We start from the raw sequence: 17,953 nt of genomic DNA on the forward strand, positions 1-17,953 counted from the left end.
GACCTCGCACTCCACACCGGACACCACACCAACCACCCCCACCTCACCGAACTCACCCTCCAAACCCCACTCACCATCCCCGAACACGCAACCATCCAACTCCATATAGCCACCGGCCCCGAAGACCCGGATCCGGCCAGCACCCAGCACCACATCCCCATCACCATCCACTCCCGCCAAGCCGACGACGAACCCTGGACCCTCCACGCCACAGGTCTGCTCTCGAACACCGCGGCGACGAACGCCCCTGTCGAGCCGACTGCGTGGCCGCCCGTGGATGTCACGGCGCTCAGCACCGACAGCCTCTACGACGACCTCGCCACCCACGGCTACGGCTACGGCCCCACATTCCAAGGACTCACCGCAGCCTGGCGCAACGGCGACAACCTCTACGCCGAAATCGAACTCGACCCCGACACCGACGTCACCGGCTACGGCATCCACCCCGCACTCCTCGACGCCGCCCTCCACACCCTCGCACTCGGGTCGTCCGACGAGCAGCGTGTCCAGTTGCCGTTCTCGTGGTCCGGCGTCGAGCTGTTCTCCACCGGGGCGACCTCGGTACGGGCACATGTCACGCAGACGGACGCATCTTCTGTCTCGCTCGTACTCACGGACCCTCAGGGCGCGTTGGTCGCGCGCATCGACGCCCTCACCATGCGTGCCATCGATACGGCGCAGTTGGCGGCGGCCGGGACCAGCACCCACAACCGGCTGTTCGCGGTCGAGTGGACATCTGTTGCGAGTGACGCCGTCACCGACGCCGGCGACCACCGGGCCTGGACGATCCTCACCGCCGGAGCACCCGCCACGGCCGTACCCGAGTCGATCGCACACCTCGAACTCGATTCAGCCGACCCCGACCTGTCCGTCCCCGCGCAGGTCCACCACGCCGCCGCCCAGACGCTCCAGCACCTCCAGGACTGGCTCGCCGACCCCGCCAACACCGACCGCCACCTCGTCGTCCTCACCCACGGCGCCGTCACCACCAACCCCGACGAGAACATAACGGACCTCACCCACGCGCCCCTCTGGGGCCTCATCCGCAGCGCCCAGAACGAACACCCCCACCGCATCACCCTCATCGACACCGACAACCACCCCCACAGCGCCAAGAACCTCACCCACGCCATCACCACCGGCGAACCCCAACTCGCTGTCCGCAACGGGGACATACTCACCCCCCGCCTCACCCGCCACACCCCCGCACCCGGCAACAACCTCACCCTCAACCCCCACGGCACCACCCTCATCACCGGCGGCACCGGAACCATCGGCACCCACATCGCACGGCATCTCGTCACCCAGCACGGCGCCCGCCACCTCCTCCTCACCAGCAGGTCCGGCCCGGAGACGGAGAAGGCCCAGGCCCTGCTGAAGGAGCTGACCGCGCTCGGCGCCGACGTCCGCATCACCGCATGCGACGCCGCCGACCGGCAACAACTCACCACCCTCCTCGACACCATCCCCGCCGAACACCCACTCACCGCCGTCATCCACACCGCAGGCGTCCTCGACGACGCCACCATCGACAACCTCACCCCCGAACACCTCACCACCGTGATGGCACCCAAGGTCGACGCCGCCTGGAACCTCCACCAACTCACAGCCGACCACAACCTCGACGCATTCATCCTCTTCTCCTCCGCCGCCGCCACCCTCGGCGCCACCGGACAAGCCAACTACGCCACCGCCAACACCTTCCTCGACACCCTCGCCCACCACCGCCACCACAACGGACAACCCACCACCTCACTCGCCTGGGGCTACTGGGCACAAACCACCGGCATGACCGCCCACATGGACGACGGTCACGTGGCCAAGCTGAGGCGGTCCGGGCTGGTGCCGATGACGAGTGAGACGGGTGTGGCGCTGTTCGACATCGCGGCAGCCTCGGGGGAACCCCCGATGCTGCTGCCCGCGGAGCTGTCCCCCTCGCACATCGACGCGGACAGCGTGCCTCCGTTGATGCGTGGACTGGTGCGGCCTGTCCGGCGCGCGGCCGCCGGCACGCCGGGCGGGCCCGCCGGACTGCTCGGCCGGCTGTCCGGGCTGGAGACGCACGAGGCGCGGGAGGAGTTGGTGAAGCTGGTCTCCGCCCATGTGAGCGCGGTGCTCGGTCATGGTCCGGGGGCATCGGCGTCGCCGGACAAGGCGTTCAAGGATCTGGGCTTCGACTCGCTCACCGCGGTCGAGCTGCGGAACCGTCTGGCCGCGACGACGGGGCTGCGGCTGCCCGCGACGCTCGTCTTCGACCACCCGTCGCCGAAGGCCGTCGCGCTCCACCTCCACGACGAGTTGTTCGCCGGGGGCCCGGCGGCCGGTGAAGCGATGACGGTGACGGTGCCGAAGAACCCGCTCGCCGAACTGGACCGGCTGGACGCCGCGTTGCTCGCCGGGACCGACGACTCGGTCCTCGACCGGGTGGCCCTGCGACTGACCGCGGTGCTGGCGAGGCTCAACGCGGACCGGAACGAGCGGGAGGCCGCCGCACGGGAGGACACGACGTCCGACCGGCTCCAGGGGGCCTCCAGCGACGAGCTGTTCGACTTTATCGACAAGGACCTGGGAAGGAACTCGCATGCCTGATGAGGCGGAGCGCAAGAAGGTGGCGTTGGAGTACTGCCACCGTCTGAACGCCGGTGACGTGGATGGTGCCCTGGCGTTGTTCTCGCCGGAGATCCGGTACGAGGACCCGGTCGGGAGTGGCACGCTGACGGGCCTGACAGCGCTCCGGGAGCACTTGGCCCGCGCGGTCGCCTCCCGCGTACTCGAAACGCCCGGGGTTCCGGTGGCGTCCTTGGACGACGAGCACGTGCTGCTGCCGGCCACGGCCGAACTGGACGACGCGCGGCTGCCGGCGGGGAGCCGGCTGACCGTCGCGTTCGTCGCCCTGCTGCGGGTGGGTGCCGACGGGCTGATCCGGGAGATGCGGCTGTTCTGGGGCCGTACGGATACCGGTGTCACGCCGGCCGCGTCGGCAGCCCAGGGGGTGCGGTGAGCACCCCCAGCACTCCCGTACAGCAACCGCAGGAGGCCGCTCCGTCGTACGCGGCTCTCGCCGAGCCGACGGAGCCGGTCAGCAGACCGTGGACACTGCTGCTGGTTCTGGCGAATCTCGGTGTGTGGATGGCCTTCATGGCTCCGCTCCAGGTGCTGCTGCCGGATCAGATCCAGGGCATCTCACCGGAGAACAAGAAGTCGCTGCTGGGCTGGGTGACGGGTGCGGGTGCGCTGGCGGTGCTGCTGACGACTCCGCTGGTGGGCGCGTTGTCCGACCGGACGACGGGCCGGCTGGGGCGGCGGCGGCCGTGGACGGTCGGTGGCGCGGTGCTGGGCGCCGTGGCCCTGGCGGCCCTGTCGCGGCAGGACACGATCGCCGGTGTCACCGTGGCGTGGGTGTTCGTGCAGGTGGGGCTGAACATGATGCTGGCCACGCTGACGGCTGCGGTGCCGGACCGGGTGCCGGTGAGGCAGCGCGGACTGGTGTCGGGATGGGTGAACCTGCCGCAGGTGCTGGGCGCGGTGCTCGGCGTCGGGCTGGTGTCGGCCGTGGTTCCCGGGCGTCCGGGCTATGTGGCGCTGGGGCTCGTGGTGGTGGGGCTGATGCTGCCGTTCGTCCTGCTGACGCCGGACGATCCGCTGCCGCCCGCGGCTCGCCCGCCGCTGGGGTCGCTGCTGCGCGGTATGTGGATCAGTCCGCGGCGCCATCCGGACTTCGGCTGGGCGTGGGCGAGCCGTTTCATCACCCAGCTCAGCGGCGCCGCCGCTTCGTTGTATCTGCTGTACTTCCTTCAGGACTCGGTGAAGGTGAAGGACGCCGACGAGGCCGTCCTCCAGCTCACCGCGGTCACCACGCTCTTCCTCCTCGTCACCATCGTGCTCGGTGGTTACTGGTCGGACAGGATCGGGCGCCGGAAGGTGTTCGTGCTGGGCGCGGGCGCCGTCCTGGCGCTGGCCTCGGTGGTGATGGCGGTGTCACCGACCTGGCCGGCGGCGGTGCTGGCGGCGGCCATTCTCGGTGCCGGTTTCGGTGTGTATCTGGCTGTCCACTCCGCGCTGGTGACGGAGGTCCTGCCGTCGGCGACGGACCGGGGGAAGGACCTGGGGCTGGTGAACGTGGCCAATACGGCTCCGAACCTGCTCGCCCCGGCGATCGCCGGGCCCGTGGTGTCGCTGGCGGGCTACCCCGCGCTCTTCGCGCTGTCGGCGGTGCTGACGCTGGGCGGCAGCGCGCTGGTGCTGCGGATCCGCGCGGTGTCCTGAGCCGGTGTGCCGGGCCCGGTACTCCTGACGTACGGGCCCGGCACTTCCTGATGTACGTACGACAGTGGGGGCGGTCCCTGGCGGACCGCCCCCACTGTCATGTCATGCCCCCGGTCAGGTCAGGGGCTTGGTGCCGGCCGCCATGATGTAGTCCACGGTCTCCAGTTCCCGCCTGAGCAGCTCGGGGTCCGCCCATGCCTTCTGCAGGACGCGGTAGTAGAGCTTGCTCACGGTGGGCTTGAACGCCGGGTCGGCGACCTTCTTGGTGATGTAGGCGCGCCAGGGCTCCCACACCTTGGGCTGGATGGTCGTGACGCCGACCGATTCGAAGCCCGTCTGGCTCAGCTTCTCGGCGTAGACGTCCCGGTCGTGCCAGTTGCGGTCGTCGACGGTCCACTTGAGCCAGCCCAGTGCGTGGGCCTTGAGGTTCTCTCGCGGTCCCGCGCCGGGCATGGGGACGATGTCGGCCGTGGCGATGACACCGCCGGGCTTGAGGACGCGGTAGGCCTCCTTGAAGAACTGGCTGCGCGGCTGGTAGTGCATGGCCGACTCCAGCGACACGACGCGGTCGAAGGTGTTGTCGGGGAACGGGATCTCCGTGGCGGAGGCGAGCTGGAAGTTGACCCGGTCCGTGACGCCTTCGCGCCGCGCCCGGTCGCTCGCGAACTCGACGTGCTTCGGCGTGATGTTGATGCCGAAGATCTGCCGGGGCTTACGGCTCTTGAGCCAGTAGAAGTCCTGGTCTCCGTAGCCGAATCCGCAGTCGAGGACGGTGTCGCCCTCGCGCATGCCCACGGTGTCGGCCAGAAGGCCGGCGAGGGCTTCCTGGGCCGCGTCGTACGTCTCGTTCCCGGTCTCCCAGTATCCCTGGTTGAAGTAGGTGCTCTCCTCGGTCATGAGGTGCCCAGGGGGGTACATCTCGTAAATGCTCTGGACCTTCTTGGTCCAGTCGCTGGCCATTCGGAACTTGACGAGGCTGCCCAACATGCGGACGTCCTCGCGAAGCGATGCCTGCGGTCTTGCCATAATTCGCTTTCCTCCTGACCAAGCAGGCCGCAGGGGTTGGCGATGGCCGTGCTGTCTCACCGCGGCGCGTGCTGACGGCCCTACTGTGCGGAATACGGACGGCCTCATTCTCAACAGAGCCGCCTAGCAACCCGCTAAAGAGAATCTGAATGCCGCGGAGTGCGTCTCATGTGGGGGAACGGTGAGTTAGGGGGGCTTTAGCCGACGGCGACAGCATCGGCGTCCGGTATGTCATCCGCACGTGTGCGCGGGAGAATTGGAGACGGGATGGACAGTCCGAACATTCACATCCTGTCGGTCAGGACGGCCCTGCCCGGTCCTCCGGTCGACAACGTGGCGCTGGCGCACCGGCTCGGTGTCGGGGACAGCTGGGCACGCTGGGCCGAGACGGGTGTGGGGATCCGCTCCCGTCATCTGGCCAGGGACCTGGAGTCCGGCGAGATCACCCACACCCTGGCGGATCTCGGGGAGGCCGCGGCGCGGGAGGCGCTGGCGGCGGCCGGGCTGGACGCGCAGGACGTCGATCTGCTGGTGATGGGCACGAGCATGCCGGACATGCTGATGCCCGCGACCGTCAACATCGTCGCGGACCGGCTGGGCATCGACGGCGTGCCGTCGTACCAGGTGCAGTCCGGGTGCGCGGGGGTCGTGCAGGCGATGGAGATCGCCGTGCAGCGCCTGGCGGGCGGTTCGGCCCGTACGGCGCTGGTTCTGGGCGGCGACACCTGGGTCAAGCACTTCGATCCCAGTGGCGACGTCAAGCACCTGTCCCCCGCCGAGCTTGTCTCGATGGCGCTGGCGGGGGACGGCGCGGGGTGCGCGGTGCTGAGCGTGGAGCCGCGCCCGGGGGCCGCCGTGGTCCGGCGGGTGCGTACGCGGCTGGTCGGCGGGCTTCCTCCGGCGCAGACCGTGGAGTGGTTCGGTGCCCATGCCGGGACGGGGGCGCCGGCCGTGACCGACGACCGGGGCGTTGTGGAGAGGCAGGTTCCGGTGCTGGCGGCCGAGGCGTGGCGGGAGTTGCTGGACGATGTCGGGTGGAAGGACTCCGATGTCGACGCGGTGCTTCCGCCGCAGCACTCCGGGCGTGTCACGGAGCGGGTGTGCGAGCTGCTGGGTGTGGCGGAGTCGAGGGTGACGAGCCGTGTCGAGGAGACGGGCAACAACGTGAACGGGCTTCTGCTGTTCCAGTTGGAGCGTGCGCTGGCCGGTCTGGGCAGCGGCGGGCGTGTCGTGGGTCTGACGGTCGAGGCCACCGAGTGGGTCAGGGGCGGGATCGCCGTGGAGGTGCTGTGAGCGGGGGGACTCACGCGGTGGTCCTGGGCGGCAGTGTCGCCGGTCTGCTGGCCGCCGCGGCTCTCGCGCCGTACGCGGGTTCGGTCACCGTCGTGGAGAGGGACGAGTACCCGGCCGTGGGGCCTGCGGCGCGTACGGGTGTGCCGCAGGCGGAGCACGCGCACGTGCTGTGGTCCGGTGGGGCGCGGGCGGTGGAGCGGCTGTTGCCGGGCGCGGCCGAGCGGCTGCTGGCGGCGGGTGCGCGGCGGGTCGGGGTGCAGCGGGACATGCTGCTGATGTCGGCGGCCGGCTGGTGCGAGCGGTTCCCCGAGACGCAGTACATGCTCACGTGCAGTCGGGCGTTGCTGGAGTGGGTGCTGCGTGGTTGTGTGCTCGCGTTGCCGAACGTCTCGGTGCTTGAGGGCACCGTGGCCGCCGGTCTGGCCGGTGACGCCGGAGCCGTGAGCGGTGTACGGGTTCGGGCGCGGGACGGCGAGGGGGGCGCGGAGCGGCTGCTGGCCGCCGATGTCGTGGTGGACGCGACGGGGCGTGGCTCGGGGCTGAGCGGCTGGTTGACGGGGTTGGGTCTGCCGGCGGCCGAGGAGGAGACGGTGGACTCCGGCCTGACGTACACCACGCGGGTCTTCCGGGCGCCCGAGGGCGCGGCGGGTGTCTTTCCGGTGGTGAGTCTGTACGCGGACCACCGGGTGGCGAAACCGGCGCGCAACGGTCTGGTGGTGCCGATCGAGGGTGATCGGTGGATGGTGTCCCTGTCCGGCAGCCGGGGTGCGCGTCCGCCCGCCGACGCGGCGGGTTTCGCGGCGTTCGCGCGGAGCCTGCGGCATCCGCTGGTGGCACGTATGGTCGCCGCGGCCGAGCCGCTGACCGAGCCGCGCAGTACGCGCAGTACGCGTAACCGGCGGGTGCGGTACGAGCGGATGCCGTCCTGGCCGGCGGGGCTGTTGGTGCTGGGGGACGCGCTGTCGGCGCTCAACCCCGCGTACGGGCACGGGATGACGGCGGCGGCGCGTGGCGCCGAGGCGCTGCGGGACGAGCTCGCGGCGTACGGGGTGCGTCCCGAGCGTGCGCGGGAGACGGTGGGGGCGATCAGCGCGGCGGTGGACGATCCGTGGCTGTGGGCGACGTCGCAGGACGTGCGGTTCCCCGAGTGCCGGATCGTGTCCTCCGACGCGGAGTTGGGGGCGCGGGCCGAGGCGCGGGCGCGGTTCGCCGATTTGCTGCAGGCCGCCGCGTCGCGGGATGCCGGGGTGAACGCGGCGATGACCGGGGTGATGTCGATGTCGGAGCCGCTGGCGGATCTGGAGGACGCGGGGGTGCTCGACGCGGTGCGTGCCGCGGCGGCGTCGGGTGCGAAGCCGCTGCCGCAGCCCCGGTTGAGCGGGGCCGAGCTGGCTCTTCTGCGTGGACCGGCGCGGGTCGCCGTCCGTTGACGGGCGGGTGGGCCGGCGGGTCCGTGGGCCGGCGGGCGACCATGTGAGTCGTGCGGCCGCGGGTCGTGCGACGGAGGGTGCCCCGGGTGTCGTGACCGACGCCCGGGGCACCCCTTCGTTGTCTCCCGGCCGTTGTCAGGCGGTGTCGCCGAACCAGCGGCGCAGAGCGGGCTCCAGGCCGTCGTTTCCTGATTCGGCTGTCGCGGCCCAGGCGACGAAGCCGTCGGGGCGTACGAGCAGCGCCGTGGCGTCCACGGCGTCGGCCGGGCCCCGGGACACGCTGTCGAGGTGACCCCGGCGGCCGGAGGTGTCGGGCAGTGCGGCGGCGCCGTCGGTGAGGTCGATCAGCACGCCGCGGCCGGCGCGGAGTGCTTCGGCGACGGCGGTGGCCTGTCCGTCGGGACCCTTCACGAGCTGGTTCGGCACGGGCCGGCCGAGGAGGGGGTGAGTGTCCTCCTTCGCGGCGCCGTCGACGGCGTAGCGGACGTCGGTCACGGTGGTGATGAGGTGGTGGTTGACCTCGGGCAGCTTGACCAGGTCGGTGAAGAGCTGCCGCAGGACGTCGAGTTGCTGGCCCTGGGTGAGCAGCGCCATCTGTGACTGGGTGAAGACGCAGGCCCGGTGGCCGACCGGCCGCCGTTCCTCGTCGTAGGTGTCGAGGAGGCTGTCGGGGGCGCGTCCGTCGAGGACGGCGGCGAGCTTCCAGCCGAGGTTGGCGGCGTCGTGCAGGCCGGTGCTGAGGCCGTGGCCCGCGAAGGCGACGTGCAGGTGTGCGGCGTCGCCGGCGACGAAGACGCGGCCCTGCCGGTAGTTCTCGGCCTCGCGTGTGGTGTTGGTGTAGCGGTGGAGCCACTGGACGTCGCCGACGACGGGGGTGCGTCCGGTGATCCGTTCGGTGCTGGCGATCACCTCTTCGACGCTGACGGGCTGGTCGGCCGGCGGCGGCTGGGTCGTTTCGTTGAACTCCAGCGTCATGATGCGCGATGGGCCGCCCTCGTGCGGCGACCGGATGACCGCGAACTGGCCTCCGGGGTAGTTGCCCGGGTGCCAGTCGCCCTCGATGGACTCGACGTCGGCGAGCAGGCCGTACCAGCGCGGGCCGCTCTCCTGGACGGGGAATGCGGCCAGTTCGCGGACGGTGCTGTCACCGCCGTCGCAGCCGACGAGGAAGGCGCCGCGCAGCTCGTAGTCGCCGCTGTCGGCGCGTACCCCGACGGTGACACCGTCGGCGTCCTGGGTGAGGCTGACGCAGGTGTGGCCGCGCCGGATGTCGGCGCCGAGCTCGGTGGCGTGGGCTTCGAGCATCTCTTCGGTGTACTGCTGCGGCAGGAGGAGGGAGTACTCGTCCTCCATGTGGGGCGCGAGGTCGAGCCAGTAGCTGGCGAAGTGCAGTCGCGGCCACAGCGGGGGGTTCCCGGCGCGCAGGGTGTCCATGATGCCGCGCTGGTCGAACAGGTCGGCGGTGCGGGCGTGGAGGGTGCCGCCGACGGTGTGCTCGTTCGCCTTCGGTGAGCGTTCGAGGACGACGGCTTCCACCCCTGCCAGCCGCAGCTCGCTGGCGAGGAACAGGCCGACCGGGCCTGCTCCCGCTATGACGACGGTGCCAGTCAAAGGAATCTCCATTCCGGGTTCTTCCACGTGCCGCGGTGGGCGGTCAGCGTGAGGGATGTGCGGTCGCGGCGAGCCGGCCGTGCATGTGCAGGGCCAGACCGGCCGGAGTCGGATGGTCGTAGACGACGACTGTGGGCATGGTCAGTTGGGTGGCGGCGTTGAGCCGTGTGCACAACTGGAGTGCGGAGAAGGAGGAGAAGCCGATCTCGGCGAGGTTGTCCTCGGGGCCGACCTGGTCGGCGGAGTGGTGGCCGAGAATGTCGGCGGCACAGTCCCGTACGAGGTCGAGCAGGACGGCCCGCGCCTCTTCGTCGTCACAGGCTTCGGCGAGGCGGGCGCGCAGTCGCTCTCCCTCCGCGTCACGGTCGGCGCCGATCGGGCCGGTGCCGTCGTGCGCGGCGGCGCTACGGGCGCCGGGGATCTCCCGCAGCAGCGCCAGGGGGGCGTTGTTCGGCTCGGCGGTGAACCGTGCCCAGTCGATGTCGGCAACGACGGTGGTGGCCGCGCCCCGGGCGGGGATCCGGCCGAGCACGTCCATCGCTGGTTTCAGCGCGAGGGGACGCACGCCGAACGGAGCGAGGTGCGGCTCCTCGGTGAGCGGTCCGAACGCGAGGGTCGCGGCGGGGAGTCCGGCGGCCCGCCGGGCGTCGGTGAGCGCTTCGAGGCGGGCGTGGAGCGGGGCCCGGGCGCCGGTGCCGGGCAGTCCGAGGGTGCCGGACAGGTCGGAGAAGACGACGAAGGCGGCGAGGTCCCGGTTGCGGGTGAGCCGGTCGAGGCGGTGGGCGGTGACCAGGGCGGTGCGGGGGTCGGTGTGGGCGGCGCCGGTGGTGTGGATCACGGCGGTGACCGGTGTGTCCGCCAGCAGGGCGGCGAGCCCGTCGCGGTCGGTGTCCGTGTCGTCGTCGGTGGGGTCGTACGGCCACAGGGTGAGTCCGACTCCCGTCTCCGCCAGTCCTGTTGGCGCCTCGTCCGCGAGGAGGACGAGATGTTCGGCGCCGTGCGCGGCGAGCCACCGGGCGGCGTGCGCGCCGTACGGGGTGTCGGTGCCGGTGACGAGCACGGTTCCGCCGGGCTGCCAGACGTCGCTCTCGTCCGTCGGCAGCGGGCTCAGCCTGCGGGCGAGGAGCCCGGCGGGCCGCAGGGCGACCTGCTGCTCGGCGCTGCCGCGCAGGAAGGCGGCCAGTCGGCGTCCGGCGTCGTCGTCGAGTGTGCCGGGCAGGTCGATCAGCCCCCCGGACCAGGTGGGGAGTTCGGCGGCGGCGGCCTGCAACACGGCCCAGACCGGCGCCTGTTCGGGGCGGGTGCCGTCCGACGCCTCGACGGCGACGGCGCCGCGGGTGAGACCCCAGACCGGCACGGGGCGCGCCGCGGCTGCCACGCCCTGGACGAGAGCGGCGGTGAGGGCCGTACCGACGGAGACCGCCGGATGGTCGTGGTGCGGGCGCTCGTCCAGGGCGAGCAGGGACAGTACGCCGGTGAAGGGCGTGCCGTCCGGGGCGCCGGCGGCGAGCTGCGCGCGCAGGAGTTCGGCGGGCGAGGGTTCGCCGTCCGGGTCCGCGACGAAGGCGACGACACGGTGCCCGTGGGCGGTGAGCGCACCGGTGATCCCGGTGAGGATGTCGGCGGCGTCGGGGGTGGCGAGCGCCGGGGGGAGCACGGCGAGCCAGTTGCCGGGGGCGGAGTGGTCACCCGCGTCAGGCACGGGGTCGGGGACCGGGTCCCAGCGCAGCCGGTAGCGGCCGTCCTGGGCGCGCCGCCAGCCGGTGAGGGCGGGGAGCAGCGCGGCAAGCGCGGCCCGCTGCTCGTCGTCGGCGTGCACGGTGGCGGCGAGTTGGTCGAGGTCCCCGTTCTCGACGGCCGCCCAGAAGGGAGCGTCGCCGGCGGAAACGGTCCGGGGCTTGGGCCCCGGCGGCGGGTCGACCCACAGCCGGCGCCGCTGGAAGGCGTAGGTCGGCAGGGGTACGAGGGCGCCGCCCGGGGGACGGTCTTCGTCGGCGGTGTCAGGAGCGATCGGGGCGCCGCTCGCGTGCAGCCGGGCCAGGGCGGTCATGAAGGTCATGGCCTCGGGCTCGCCGGGCCGCAGTGCGGCGGCGAGGACGGCGGCGTCCGGGCTCGGTGCGGCCCCGCTGGTCAGACAGTCGTAGGTGAGTCCGGTGAGGGTGCCGTCGGGCCCGAGTTCGAGGTAGAACCGGACGTCCTGCTGGGCGAGGTGGGCGATGGAGTCGGCGAACCGTACGGTGTGCCGGACGTGGTCGGCCCAGTAGCGCGGGGAGGCGGCTTCCTCGGTGCTGAGGACCTTCCCAGTGAGGTTGGAGACGACGGGGATCGTCGCCGGCCGAAACGTCAGACCGGAGACGATCTCGGAGAGCTCGTCCAGCATCGGTTCCAGCAGCGGTGAGTGGAAGGCGTGGCTGACCCGGAGCCGCTTGGTGCTGTGGCCCCAGACCTCCCAGAAGGCGGTGATCTCCTCGACGGCGCTCCGCTCCCCCGAAATCACCGTGGAGTCGGGGCTGTTGACGGACGCGATGCCGACCTGGTGCGCCCGGCCGCTGATCATGGGCAGGATCTGGTCCTCGGCGACCTGGAGGGCCGCCATGGCACCGCCCTCGGGCAGTGCCTGCATGAGCCGCCCGCGGGCGGCGACGAAGGCGCAGGCGTCGGGGAGGTCCAGCATGCCGGAGACATGGACGGCCGTCAGTTCGCCCAGCGAGTGCCCGATCAGGTGGTCGGGGCGGACGCCGAAGGACTCGGCCAGCCGGTAGAGCGCCACTTCCAGGGCGAAGAGGGCGGGTTGGGTGTACTGCGTCCGGTCCAGGAGTTCGGCCGCTTCGTCGGCGGCCGTGGTGCCCGGCTCGGCGAGTACGACGTCACGCAGCGGCCGGTCCAGGTGCGGGTCGAGTGCGGCGCAGACGGTGTCGAACGCTTCGGCGAAGACCGGGAACCGGGCGTACAACTCGCGGCCCATGCCCGGACGTTGTGAGCCCTGACCGGTGAACAGGACGGCGAGACGTCCGGCGACGGCCCGTCCGCTCACGGCGGCCGGTGACCCGTCGGCCAGCCCCCGCAGCGCGGCGAGGACGTCGTCGCGGGTTTCGCCGACGGCGGCGCCCCGGTGGTCGAGTGTGGCTCGTGCCGTGGCGAGCGTGTGCGCCACGTCCGGCAGTTCGAGGTCCGGGTGGTCCGTGAGGTGGCGGTGGGTGCGGTCGGCCTGGGCGCGCAGGGCGGCGGAGGAGTGTCCGGAGAGCCGCAGCGTCACGGGGCCGGCCGGGCGCACCGGTGCGGCGGGCGGCTCCGCGGGGGCAGGCGGCTCCTCGATGACGACGTGCGCGTTGGTGCCGCTCATGCCGAAGGAGGACACCCCGGCGCGGCGCGGCTGCTCGCCGCCGCCCGGCCAGGGGGTGTTCTCGGTGAGGAGTTCCACGGACCCCGCCGACCAGTCCACGTGCGGGGTGGGCGCGTCGATGTGGAGGCTGCGGGGCAGCACGCCGTGCCGCATCGAAAGGATCATCTTCATCAGGCCCGCCGCACCGGCGGCGGCCTGGGTGTGGCCGAGGTTGGATTTGACGGAGCCGAGCCGCAACGGCTGTCCGTCGGGGCGGCCCTGACCGTAGGTGGCGAGGATGGCCTGGGCTTCGATGGGGTCGCCGAGGGTGGTGCCGGTGCCGTGGGCCTCGACGACGTCCACGTCCGCCGACGACAGGCCGGCGTGGGAGAGGGCCTGTCGGATGACGCGCTGCTGCGAGGGCCCGTTCGGGGCGGTGAGCCCGTTGGAGGCACCGTCCTGGTTGACGGCCGAGCCGCGCAGCACGGCGAGGACCTGGTGCCCGTTGCGGCGGGCGTCGCTGAGCCGTTCCACCAGGAGCAGCGCGGAGCCCTCGGCCCATCCGGTGCCGTCGGCGGCGGCGGCGAACGGCTTGCACCGGCCGTTGGGCGCCAGTCCCCGCTGCCGGCTGAACTCGACGAAGATGCCGGGTCCGCACATCACGGTGGCGCCGCCGGCGAGCGCGAGGGAGCACTCCCCGTTGCGCAGGGCCTGGGCGGCGAGGTGGAGGGCCACCAGGGAGGAGGAGCAGGCGGTGTCGACGGTGACGGCGGGGCCTTCGAGACCGAAGGAGTAGGCGACGCGGCCGGAGGCGATGCTCGGCGCGCTGCCGATGCTGATGTGCCCCTCGTACCCTTCGAGCGCCTTGCCGACCTGGGTGGCGTAGTCGCTGTACATGACGCCGGCGAACGTGCCGGTGTCGGTGCCGCGCAGGGACAGGGGGTCGATGCCCGCGTTCTCGAAGGTCTCCCAGGCCGTCTCCAGCAGTAGCCGGTGCTGCGGGTCGGTTGCCGCGGCCTCCCGGGGGGTCATGTCGAACGCCTCGGGGTCGAAGTGGGCGGCGTCGTAGAGGAATCCGCCCTCCTTCACGTACGTGTGGCCGGGCCGTTCGGGGTCGGGGTCGTAGAGCCCCTCGACGTCCCACCCCCGGTCACGGGGGAAGCGGGAGACGGCGTCGCCGCCGGTGGAGACCAGCCGCCACAGGTCCTCGGGGGACCGGACACCTCCGGGGAAGCGGCAGCCCATTCCGATGATGGCGACGGGCTCGTGGCGTCCGGCTTCGGCGTCGGCGAGCCGTCGGCGTGTCTCGTGCAGGTCGGCGGTCACCCACTTGAGGTAGTCCAGGAGCTTTTCCTCGTTGGCCATCCCGCTGGTCTCCTCAGCTCCTCGGCACGTCGTACGTGAGCAGTCATGCTCATCAGCGCCCCTAAAGGCCCACTAGGGCGTGTTTCGGGAGGAGCGGCGACCGGGCGATGTCGCGCCGACCGGTGCGGGTGGTGCTTTCCGGGCACGCGTGATCCGCGTCCGGCCTTCGGGGGCTGGACGCGGATCGCGCGTACGTCGGCTGTCAGCCGCCGGTGCCGACCGGCAGATAGCGGGGGCCGATGAGCCGCAGGTTGTCGTGCCACTCGGTGCCGGGCAGGACCTTGAGGTTCGGGAAGTGCCGGTACAGCCCCTCCAGCGCGATGCGGATCTCCAGCCGGGCCAGGGCGGCACCCAGGCAGAAGTGCACACCCCGGCTGAACCCGATGTGCGGGTTGGGGTCGCGGCGGATGTCGAACTTCTGGGGGTCGGTGAACCGGCGTTCGTCGTGGTTGGCGGAGAGCATCCACGCCACGACGATCTGCCCTTCGGGGATCGTCTCCCCGCCCAGCTCCACCTCTCGCGTGGTGACCCGGAAAGCCTGGCTGAGCGGCGGGTAGTAGCGGATGGTCTCCTCGATCGCGCCGGGCAGCAGGGCGGGGTCCGTCCGCAGCGCCGCCGCCTGGTCGGGATTGTCGTCCAGGGCCAGTACGGCGCTGGCGATGACCGAGGTGGCGGTGACATGTCCGGCCATCAGGAGCAGCCCGGCGAAGTTGGCGATCTCCTCCTCGTCCAGCCGGTCGCCGTCGAGTTCGGCCTGCGTGAGCTGGCTGAGGAGGTCGTCGCCGGGGTTCTTGCGGCGGGCCCTGGCGTGCTCGCTGAAGTACTCGGTCTGTTCGCGCAGGGCGTCCATGACCTTCTCGTCCTTCAGGACGTCGGTCACCGCGCTCGTCGTGGAGGCGCGCGCCTGGGCCCACTTGTGGAACAGGGCCCGGTCCTCGGCCGGTACGCCGAGGAGTTCGGCGATGGTGATGACAGGCAGCGTGTACGCGAAGTCGGCGATGAGGTCGAACTCGCCGCGACCCGCGAGGCCGGTCAGGAGCTCCTCGGTGACGGTCTCCATCCTGGCCCCGAGTTCCTGGACGGTGCGCGGGGTGAACGCCTGGCCGACGAGGGCGCGGGCCTGGTTGTGTTCCGGCGGGTCCATGAAGCCGAGGTTGCCGCGGTTGACGGTGCCCAGGGGCATCACGCGGTCGAGCTGGGCGGAGAACGTCGAGGCGTCGGTGAGCACTTGCACGGCCTCGTCGTAGCGCACCACCTGCCACGTCTTCGTGTTGTCGTCGAAGACGACGCTCTTGAAGGCCCGCGCCATCGCGAGCTGGCCCATCAGAGCCGCGACGGGACCGGGCGACTCGGCTCCCGCTGCGCCAGGGGTGGTTTCTTCTGCCATCTTCTCACTCCGTACCGAATTTACAACGCGACGGTGGGGAGCGACGGTTGACGAATTCCCCCGTCGCCGAAGCCCGGACCGTTCGCAGCATAAGTCGCGGAACGAACAGGCAGACAGCCTCGAAAGCCTTGGGGAGCACCGATGTTAACGGGGTGCAAGCGTGGCTTTAGCGTGGCTGATCAGCATGATATTCGGCGCGCTCTGTATTCGGCGTCCCCTTTCTCTCCGTTTTTCCGCGGTACGTCAGCCGGGAGGTCTTCGCAATGGGTGTCCCCGTCAACGGTGCCCAGGTTTTCGTCCACGGGGTGGGCACGGCGCTGCCCGGTCCCCCGGTCACCAACGAGGACATCGCCGCGCACTACGGAATGCCGACGGTGTGGCGGCAGTGGGTGGACGAGTTCATCGGGACGCGCAGCCGGCACCTGGCGGTCGACCTCGCCACGGGCAAGACCAGCCACAGCCTCACCGATCTCGGGGAGATCGCCGCGCGCGGTGCGCTGGCGGACGCCGGGGTGGCGGCCGGTGACATCGACGTGGTGGTCATGAGTACGGCCACGCCGGACCATCTGGCCCCCTCCACCGTCAGCCGGATCGCCGGCCGCGTCGGCATCGCCGGGGTGCCCGTCTACCAGCTCCAGTCCGGTTGCACCGGCGCCGTCCAGGCCCTGGAGATCACACAGGATCTGCTGCGGGGCGGGGCCTACCGCACGGCGCTCGTCATCGGCGGTGACACCAGCGCCAAACACACCAGCCCGGACGTCGACGCGGCGAGCGTACCGCTGGAGGTACAGGTCAACGGTCTGATCTTCGGGGACGGGGTCGGCGCGGCCGTGCTCGGCACGGTGCCCGCCGAGGGGCGTCCGGTGCTCAGACATGTGCACTCGCGGCTGGTCGGCGCGGGTCGCGCGCCGGGGCAGACGGTCTACTGGTTCGGGCGTGCGGTCTCCGGTGAGGACGGTGTGCCCGCGTCCGAGGACTTCAAGGCGATCGAGACCACGGCGGCGCCGATGGCGGCCGATGCCCTCAAGCACCTTCTGCACGAGCTGAGTTGGGATGCCGAGCAGGTGCGGTACATCCTGCCGCCGCAACTCTCGGCGCGGATGACCGACCGTACGCTCTCCCATCTCGCCCTGCCCGGTTCCGAACCGATCAGCCGGGTGACGGAGATCGGCAACACCGGCAACGCGATCCCGTACTTCCAGTTGGAACTCCTGCTGCCGCGACTGAACCCCGGTGACCGCGCGGTGGGCATCAGCATCGAGGCCAGCAAATGGATCAGGTCCGGGTACGCGCTGGAGCAGCCGGCCACCGCCTGAGCACCGTCCACCCCGCTCGTCTCCCGTCACCGGTCGCTCGTCACCGGTCTCACGTCCCGTCTCCGCGCAGCCTGCCAGGAGTACGTCCGCCCGACAGAAGGAAACGTCCCGCATGACCACTTCCATCGATCCGACGACCCCGCTGACCTACAACCCCGTCATCGACGCGCTCGTCGGCTCGTGGCGCCAGATCATCGACGCCGACTACTCGGCGGACGACACCCTGCTGCCCGATCTCGCCGTGCTGGCGCGCTCCACCGCGCGGGCGGTCGCGGCGGCCGTACCCCGCCCGCTCGCGGAGATCTCGGCTCCTGACGCGCCGGACGAGCGCGGGGAACTCGTGCTGCTGGAGAAGGTGATCCAGGAAGTGGCCGACCGCGAGTACACCCCGCTGAGCCCCGATGGGCCGAGCGTCGGGGACCTCGTCCTGGTGACGGAGAAGATCTACAACTCCGACCGTGAGGAGATCGGCGCGGACACCGGGCGGCTGCGGATCATCCGCAAGGACCCGGAGACCGGGCACCACTTCACGGTCTCGCTCGTCACGTCCACCGTGCAGGGCAACAAGCTGTTCGCCTTCGGCTACACCGAGATGGAGGCCCAGCTCGCCGGGGGCCGCACCACCATCCAGGTCGCCTGCTGGGACGGCCCCTGGGCCGGCATGAGCGGCACGCTGTCCTGGGTCATCAACTCGATGACGGCCGCCGAGTCACGGTACGAGCTGCGCCGCTGACACCGGGCGTACACGAACGCCGGAGCCGCCGGGGATCTCGTCTCCCCGGCGGCTCCGGCGTTCTCACTCGGAGGATCGAGACCGGCGTCTGCGCTCCGGCGTGGGGCCGCGCCCCCCCCCGGCGGGGGGGCCCCCCCCCCCCCCCACCCCCCCCCTCCGCGGACCCGAGAGGGCGCAACCAGAGAGACGGCGCCGCGGGCCGAC

11 protein-coding genes are annotated in these 17,953 nt (G+C 71.5%); 7 read left to right on the top strand and 4 right to left on the bottom strand.

The window, feature by feature from the left end:
* The 3 genes from ACFWHU_RS38045 to ACFWHU_RS38055 form a co-directional block, all read left to right on the top strand.
* On the top strand, positions 1-2,589 hold a 2,589-nt coding region (locus ACFWHU_RS38045), incomplete at its 5' end, for an SDR family NAD(P)-dependent oxidoreductase (RefSeq protein ID WP_387230884.1).
* A complete protein-coding gene (locus ACFWHU_RS38050) occupies positions 2,582-3,001 on the top strand; it encodes a nuclear transport factor 2 family protein (protein ID WP_385804614.1) in 420 nt (139 codons plus the stop codon). The genes ACFWHU_RS38045 and ACFWHU_RS38050, both read left to right, overlap by 8 nt.
* The gene (locus tag ACFWHU_RS38055) at positions 2,998-4,266 is read left to right on the top strand and encodes an MFS transporter (protein WP_385804612.1); all 1,269 of its coding nucleotides are present in this window, start codon (positions 2,998-3,000) and stop codon (positions 4,264-4,266) included. Before ACFWHU_RS38050 ends, ACFWHU_RS38055 begins: the two co-directional genes overlap by 4 nt.
* 114 nt (positions 4,267-4,380) lie before the next feature.
* Here the strand turns inward: ACFWHU_RS38055 and ACFWHU_RS38060 are convergent, their stop codons facing one another.
* Positions 4,381-5,253: a methyltransferase domain-containing protein gene (locus tag ACFWHU_RS38060; RefSeq protein WP_385804610.1), complete on the bottom strand. Its 873-nt coding sequence runs from the start codon at positions 5,251-5,253 to the stop codon at positions 4,381-4,383.
* Between the two features lie 306 nt (positions 5,254-5,559).
* Here ACFWHU_RS38060 and ACFWHU_RS38065 point away from each other — a divergent pair, with 306 nt between their 5' ends.
* Positions 5,560-6,585 carry a 3-oxoacyl-[acyl-carrier-protein] synthase III C-terminal domain-containing protein gene (locus ACFWHU_RS38065; protein WP_387230887.1) on the top strand — a complete coding sequence of 342 codons (1,026 nt, stop codon included), beginning with the start codon at positions 5,560-5,562 and terminating at the stop codon, positions 6,583-6,585.
* Positions 6,582-8,015, top strand: a complete 1,434-nt coding sequence (locus tag ACFWHU_RS38070; RefSeq protein ID WP_385804606.1) for an FAD-dependent monooxygenase — start codon at positions 6,582-6,584, stop codon at positions 8,013-8,015. Before ACFWHU_RS38065 ends, ACFWHU_RS38070 begins: the two co-directional genes overlap by 4 nt.
* A 135-nt stretch (positions 8,016-8,150) precedes the next feature.
* On the opposite strand, the gene ACFWHU_RS38075 is transcribed toward ACFWHU_RS38070, so the two are convergent.
* The 3 genes from ACFWHU_RS38075 to ACFWHU_RS38085 form a co-directional block, all read right to left on the bottom strand.
* The gene (locus ACFWHU_RS38075; RefSeq protein WP_385804604.1) at positions 8,151-9,626 is read right to left on the bottom strand and encodes an FAD-dependent monooxygenase; all 1,476 of its coding nucleotides are present in this window, start codon (positions 9,624-9,626) and stop codon (positions 8,151-8,153) included.
* Positions 9,627-9,669: 43 nt separating this feature from the next.
* Positions 9,670-14,313: a type I polyketide synthase gene (locus ACFWHU_RS38080; RefSeq protein WP_387230890.1), complete on the bottom strand. Its 4,644-nt coding sequence runs from the start codon at positions 14,311-14,313 to the stop codon at positions 9,670-9,672.
* A 202-nt stretch (positions 14,314-14,515) separates the two neighbouring features.
* Positions 14,516-15,700 (bottom strand): cytochrome P450, encoded by a 1,185-nt coding sequence (locus ACFWHU_RS38085; protein ID WP_387230892.1) that lies wholly within the window; start codon positions 15,698-15,700, stop codon positions 14,516-14,518.
* Positions 15,701-15,963: 263 nt separating this feature from the next.
* Here ACFWHU_RS38085 and ACFWHU_RS38090 point away from each other — a divergent pair, with 263 nt between their 5' ends.
* Together ACFWHU_RS38090 and ACFWHU_RS38095 are read left to right on the top strand one after the other, a co-directional pair.
* Entirely contained in the window at positions 15,964-17,016 is a 1,053-nt protein-coding gene (locus ACFWHU_RS38090; protein WP_387230894.1) for a 3-oxoacyl-ACP synthase III family protein, read from the top strand.
* Between the two features lie 112 nt (positions 17,017-17,128).
* Positions 17,129-17,749, top strand: a complete 621-nt coding sequence (locus tag ACFWHU_RS38095; RefSeq protein ID WP_385804596.1) for a hypothetical protein — start codon at positions 17,129-17,131, stop codon at positions 17,747-17,749.
* Positions 17,750-17,953: the final 204 nt, after the last annotated feature.

Source organism: Streptomyces sp. NPDC060366 (assembly GCF_042725135.1).
Classification (GTDB): Bacteria; Actinomycetota; Actinomycetes; order Streptomycetales; family Streptomycetaceae; genus Streptomyces.